General features: G+C 76.0%; 2 protein-coding genes and 1 pseudogene. 2 read left to right on the plus strand and 1 reads right to left on the minus strand.

Annotated features, from left to right (window positions below):
• Positions 1-2,731 (plus strand): annotated as a pseudogene (locus EF903_RS27205) (hypothetical protein); the annotation flags it as partial.
• 103 nt (positions 2,732-2,834) lie between these two features.
• Here the strand turns inward: EF903_RS27205 and EF903_RS27210 are convergent.
• Positions 2,835-3,326, minus strand: coding sequence for a hypothetical protein (locus EF903_RS27210; protein WP_260615991.1), 492 nt, complete (start codon positions 3,324-3,326; stop codon positions 2,835-2,837).
• Positions 3,327-3,726: 400 nt separating this feature from the next.
• Between EF903_RS27210 and EF903_RS27215 the strand changes: the two genes are divergently transcribed.
• Positions 3,727-6,016: nitrate- and nitrite sensing domain-containing protein (locus EF903_RS27215; protein ID WP_148142581.1), on the plus strand; the 2,290-nt coding region annotated here is incomplete at its 3' end.

Below are 6,016 nucleotides of genomic sequence, written 5' to 3' on the forward strand. Positions count from 1 at the left end.
GGTCGAACAGCTGGCGTTCGGCGGAGGCGACCGCACCGCCGACGAGCTGCACACCCTCCTCACCGACGCGGTCGCCTCCGCCGAACGCCAGCTGTTCGACCTGCGCACCGCCGCCGCCGACGACGCCCGCATCCTCGGCGCGCTCGGCGACGGCGGCCTGCTGCCGCCCGGGCCCGACGTCCTCGCCACGGTCGAGTACCTCGGCGAGCACGGCATCCCCGCCCTGCCCGGCTGGCGCTACCTCGCCCAGTCCGTCGACCCCGCCGACCACGCCGCGGTCCTCGCCGCCCGCCCCGAACTCGTCGACGGCGTCGTCATCACCGACCCCGACACCCACGCCCGCGCCCGCGAGGTCCTCTCCGGGGCCGCCCTGCTGCCCCGCTCCACCGTCGCCGTCGGCACCGCCGCCGCCCTCCTCGCCCCCGTCCCCGCGGCCGGGGACGACGCCGCCGCGGTGTTCCTCGTCCCGCCGAACCCGGCCATGCACGACGAGCACGCCGCCGACGAGGAGCGCCGCGCGCTCCGCGACCGCGCCACCGCCCGCGACACCGAGATCCGCGAGCTCGCCGCCCGCCTCGCCGGGGACCGGGAGCTCGCCGCCCGCCTGGCGTCCTGGCGCACCGGATGCCCGCCCGGCCGGCTCGCCGAGCTCGCCGAGCAGGCCGCGGCCGCCCGCACCTTCGCCCAGGAGGCCGACGCCGAGCTCGCAGAGGCCCGCACCGCCCGCGCCGAGGCCGACGAGGCCGCGGCCGACGCCGCCCGCGTCCGCGACGAGCGCCAGGACGCCGCCCAGCGCGCCCGCCGCGCCGCCGACGTCCTCGCCGGCCTCGCCTCCCGGCTGCGCGAGCGCGCCACCTGGCAGGTCCGCGTCCGCGAACTCGCCGACGACGCCGCCGAAGCCGAGGCACGCGCCGAACTGTGCCTGGAGCGGGCCCGCGCCGCCGACGAGGACCGCCGCGCCGCACAGCGCGCCGCCGACGACGCCCGCCGCACCGCCCGCGCCCTGCGCGCCGAGCGCGCCGAGATCGCAGGCGCCCCCGAGGCGCTCCCCGAGGACGCCGGCCAGGGGGCCCCGCAGCGCCCGCTGCCGGACCTCCGCGAGGCCTACCGGGCCGCCTCCCGGCTCTACGAGAAGGTCGGCGTCGGCGCCGACCTGCGGGCCGAGCAGGCCCGCGCCGAGTCCGACGAGAGCGCCGCCCTCGCCGAACTCGACCGGCTCACCAACAAGGTCCGCACCAGGGCCGCCCAGCTCCTCGAAGGCACCGACGGCGCCGACGGCCCCTCCCGGCAGGCGGCCGCCGCCCGCGCCGAATCCCTCGTCCAGATGCTGGAGGCCCGCGCCTCCGCCGCGAGCGAACAGCTCGGCCGGCTCCGCGGCGAGGCCGAGCGGCACGCCCCGGCCGACGGCGGGGCCCACACGGACCTCCCCGAGGAGATGGTCCCCGAGGACGTCGACCAGGCGCAGGCGATGCTGCGCAACGCGACCGCCCAGCTCGCCGCGCACGCCGCGGCCGTCGAGAGCGCCCGCGCCGCCCACGCCGACCTGCTGCGCGCCCACCGCACCGCCGAGGACGGCGCCGGGGGCTTCGACGAGACCGCGGCGCTGCTGCGCGACCTGCTGCGCGACCACGCCCCGCAGGACGACGAGCAGGAGCCCGCGCCCCACCCGGGGACCCTGGAGGAGGCCCGGCAGTCCGCCGCCGAGGCCCGCCGCTCGCTGCGCGGCTGCGCCGCGGACCTCTCGGCCGCCGAGACCGCCGTCCGCGAGGCCTGTGACGTCCTCGTCCGGCACGCCAACGCCACCCGCTACGAGCAGGTCCGCACCCCCGCCCGGCAGCAGATCCGCGAACTGCCCGCCTCCGCCCTGCCCGAGCACGCGGCTGCCTGGGCGGCGGCCTTCGCACCCCGCCTGCGCGTCCTCACCGACGAGCTCGCCCAGCTGGAGCGCAACCGGGACAGCATCGTCGACCGGCTCCGCGGACTGGTCGAGTCCGCCCTGGCGACGCTGCGCTCCGCCCAGCGGCTCTCCCGGCTCCCCGAGGGCCTCGGCGAATGGTCGGGCCAGGAGTTCCTGCGGATCCGCTTCGAGGAGCCCGACCAGGCCACGCTCACCGAGCGGCTCGGCGAGGTCATCGACGACGCCACCCGCTCCGCGGTCAGGAAGAACGCCGCATTCGGCGAAGGCCGCCGCGACGGCATGTCCCTCCTCCTGCGCGGCGTCCAGGCGGCCCTGGAGCCCAAGGGCGTCTCGGTGGAGATCCTCAAGCCGGACGCGGTGCTGCGCGCCGAGCGGGTCCCCGTCGGCCAGATGGGCGACGTGTTCTCCGGCGGCCAGCTGCTGACCGCCGCCATCGCGCTCTACTGCACGATGGCGGCACTGCGCAGCAACGACCGCGGCCGCGACAAGCACCGGCACGCCGGCACCCTGTTCCTCGACAACCCGATCGGGCGCGCCAACGCCACGTACCTGCTGGAGCTCCAGCGGGCCGTCTCGGACGCCCTCGGCGTCCAGCTCCTGTACACCACGGGCCTCTTCGACACCACCGCCCTGGCCGAGTTCCCGCTGGTCATCCGGCTGCGCAACGACGCCGACCTGCGGGCGGGCCTGAAGTACATCAGCGTCGAGGAGCACCTGCGGCCGGGCCTGCCGCAGCAGTCCGCGGAGGGCGAGGCGATCCACGGTGAGATCACCGCGACGCGCATGTTCCGCCGCTCGACCGCCGGCACCTGACCCGGCCCCGGCCGGCCGCCGGCACCTGACCCGGCCCCGGCCGGCCGCCGCACCCGCCGGCGGCCGGCCCGGGCGCCGTGGGGCCCGTCCGGCGGACCGGCCCCTAACCGGCTCCGCCGCGCGCGGATATGTGCTCCGCCCAGCCGGCGGCGCTCTGCCGGTTCCCGCCGGACCGCCCGCGGCGGGCGGCGCGCTCCTCGCGGCGGGCCCGGCGCCTCTCGCGCCGCAGGCTCCGCGCGGTGCTGCTGGGCTCCGACACCACGCCGTACCGCTGGTTCCAGATCTGCCGCGTGATGATCACGTCCAGGACGCCCCACGTCGCCACCACGATCCCGGCTATCGCGGCCAGCACCATCGGCAGGGCCAGCCAGGAGCCCGTGATCGTCAGGAAGAACGCGATCGTCGCCGCGGTCAGCGTGACCGCCACGATCAGCACCGCCCGCACCGCCGACTCCCGCACCGGGTCCGGCAGCCTGCGCCGCCGGGCCGGCTCCTCCTGCCACAGCCCCCGCCGCGGCCCGCCGGCCGCCCCGGCGCCCCCGACCGCCGCCGCGCGCACCGACGCTCCCGCGCCCGTGTCCTCGTACGTCCCCATGGCGCGCTCCCTCCCCTCGCACTGCCGGTGATGTCTACCCTGCCCGCGCAGGGCCGGACGACGCACCCGGCGAAAACCCCTCGAACAGGTAGACGTGCACCGGCCCCGGGAGATTCCCGGATCGCGGACTTTCACCCGCACCGCCGAGCACGCCGGAACGAATACTTCCAGCCATCCGTGCCGCCAGGGGAACCGACCCCCCACCGAGTGTCATCTGCCGCATATCGGAACGCAGTTGCCCGGAGGTATCGGACAACTCGTGATCTTCGCCCGGACGGCAGGCCGAAAACGTCCGGACACGCCTTCGAAGCCGTCGCGCAGCAGTAGTAGGCTCACGCCGTTTAAATGACGGAACACCAATCCCCGCAAAGGGGGTTGAGCTGGGGAGGCTGGGGAGGCCATGCGCTTTCGCGGGAAGTCCATCCGCCGGAAGATCGTGGCGCTGCTGCTCGTGCCGCTCGTCTCCCTCACCGCCCTCTGGGGCTTCTCCACCGTCGTGACCGGCCGACAGGCCCTGCAACTCCTCGACGTCGCCTACGTCATCGACAAGGTCGGCTACCCCATCGAGGACGTCGTCCGCGTCCTGCAGAAGGAGCGCCGCCAGACCCTCGTCGTCATCGGCGACCCCCGCGCCTCCGCCGCCACCGCCGAGCTCGCCAAGCGCCGCGCCGCCACCGACCGACTCGTCGACCGCATCGGCAGGAACGCCCGCGACCCAGAGGTCGTCGAAGAGCTCTCGCCGGCCGCCAACCAGCGCCTGACCTCCATCCTCGACGCCCTGAACGGCATCGGAACCCTGCGCCGCTCCGTCGACCAGAACACCCTGGACCCCAACCAGGCGCTGGAGATGTACAGCCGGCTCGTCGACCCCTGCTACGACTTCCTGATGAACCTCCACGCGCTGGAGAACGTGGAGATGGACAAGCAGGGCCGCGCCCTCGTCGGCATCACCCGCGCCCGCGAGACCCTCTCCCGCGAGGACGCCGTCATCGCCTCCGCCCTCGCCGCCCGCAACGTCGGCCCCGCCGACCTGCGCCAGGTCTCCGACCTCGCCGCGAACCGGCGACTGCTGTACTCCTTCAACCTCGCGATCCTGCCCCCCGCCGAGCGGGACGCCTTCGAGACGTACTGGAACGGGCCCGACACCAAGCCCCTGCGCGACGCGGAGGAGCGCTTCCTCTCCGGCGGCCCCGGCAAGAACCCCCGCAGCATCACCGCCGCCCAGTGGGACGAGGCCGCCGGCAAGGTCCTCGACGACCTCGCCACCATGGGCACCGCCGCGGGCGACCGCTACCAGGAGCGCGTCGAGCCCGTCGCCGTCACCGTCCTCGTCCAGGCCGCCGTCGCCGGCGTCCTCGGCTTCTTCGCACTGCTGGTCTCCCTCTTCATGTCCGTCCGCATCGGACGCGACCTGATCCGCGACCTGTCCCGGCTGCGCAAGGAGGCCCACGAGGTCTCCGGCGTCCGCCTCCCCGCCGTCATGCGCCGCCTCGCCGCCGGGGAGCACGTCGACGTCGAGACCGAGGCCCCCCGCCTGGAGTACGAGAAGGACGAGGTGGGCCAGGTCGGCCTCGCCCTCAACACCCTCCAGCGCGCCGCCGTCGAGGCCGCCGTCAAGCAGGCCGAACTCCGCAAGGGCGTCTCCGAGGTCTTCGTCAACCTCGCCCGCCGCAACCAGGTGCTGCTCCACCGCCAGCTCACCCTGCTCGACACCATGGAGCGGCGCACCGAGGACGCCGAGGAGCTCGCCGACCTCTTCCGCCTCGACCACATGACCACCCGCATGCGCCGCCACGCCGAGGGCCTCGTGATCCTCTCCGGCGCGGCGCCGTCCCGCCAGTGGCGCCGGCCCGTGCAGCTGATGGACGTCGTCCGCGCCGCCGTCGCCGAGGTCGAGGACTACGAGCGCATCGAGGTCCGCCGCCTGCCCCGCCTCGGCATCGCCGGCCCCGCCGTCGCCGACGTCACCCACCTCGTCGCCGAACTGCTGGAGAACGCGACCGTCTTCTCGCCGCCGCACACCGCCGTCCAGGTCCACGGCGAACGCGTCGCCAACGGCTTCACCCTGGAGATCCACGACCGCGGCCTCGGCATGAACCCCGAAGCGCTCCTCGACGCCAACCTGCGCCTCGCCGAGACCCCCGAGTTCGAGCTCTCCGACACCGACCGCCTCGGCCTGTTCGTCGTCAGCCGCCTCGCCCGCCGCCACGACGTGAAGGTCGTCCTCCAGCCCAGCCCGTACGGCGGCACCACCGCCGTGGTGTTCCTGCCCTCCGCGCTGCTCACCGAGGCCCCCGACAGCCCCGGCGGCGGACTGCGCCCCGGCGGCGGCAAGCACGACCGCCACGGCCGCCCCGCCGGCCCCGGCAAGCGGCCCGCGCACACCGCGCCCGCCGTGCAGCACGGAGCGGGCTGCCGGCCGCTGCCCGCCGCCGACCGGCGCCGCCCCGTCGAACTCGAAGCCCCGCTCGGCGTGCTCGGCCTCGACGGCGCCGACGACCCCGCCGCCCTCGACGAGGCCGCCGCGGGCATCGCCGGCCTCACCGGCGTCGGCGGCCGCCCCGCGATGGCGACCCTCGACGACGAGACGCCCCCGCACGGCACGCCCCGGAGCGGCTTGTTCGGCCTGCGCCCCGCCGACCGGCAGCACCCCGAGCGCAGGACCGCCCGCGACCGGGAGCAGCTCGCCC

Origin of the sequence: Streptomyces sp. WAC05292, from assembly GCF_003949955.1 — a bacterium.
GTDB lineage: Bacteria > Actinomycetota > Actinomycetes > Streptomycetales > Streptomycetaceae > Streptomyces > Streptomyces globosus.

Excerpts from the sequence above, each read along its gene's own strand:
- EF903_RS27210 (WP_260615991.1), bottom strand. The coding sequence starts at position 3,326 with ATGGGGACGTACGAGGACACGGGCGCGGGAGCGTCGGTGCGCGCGGCG.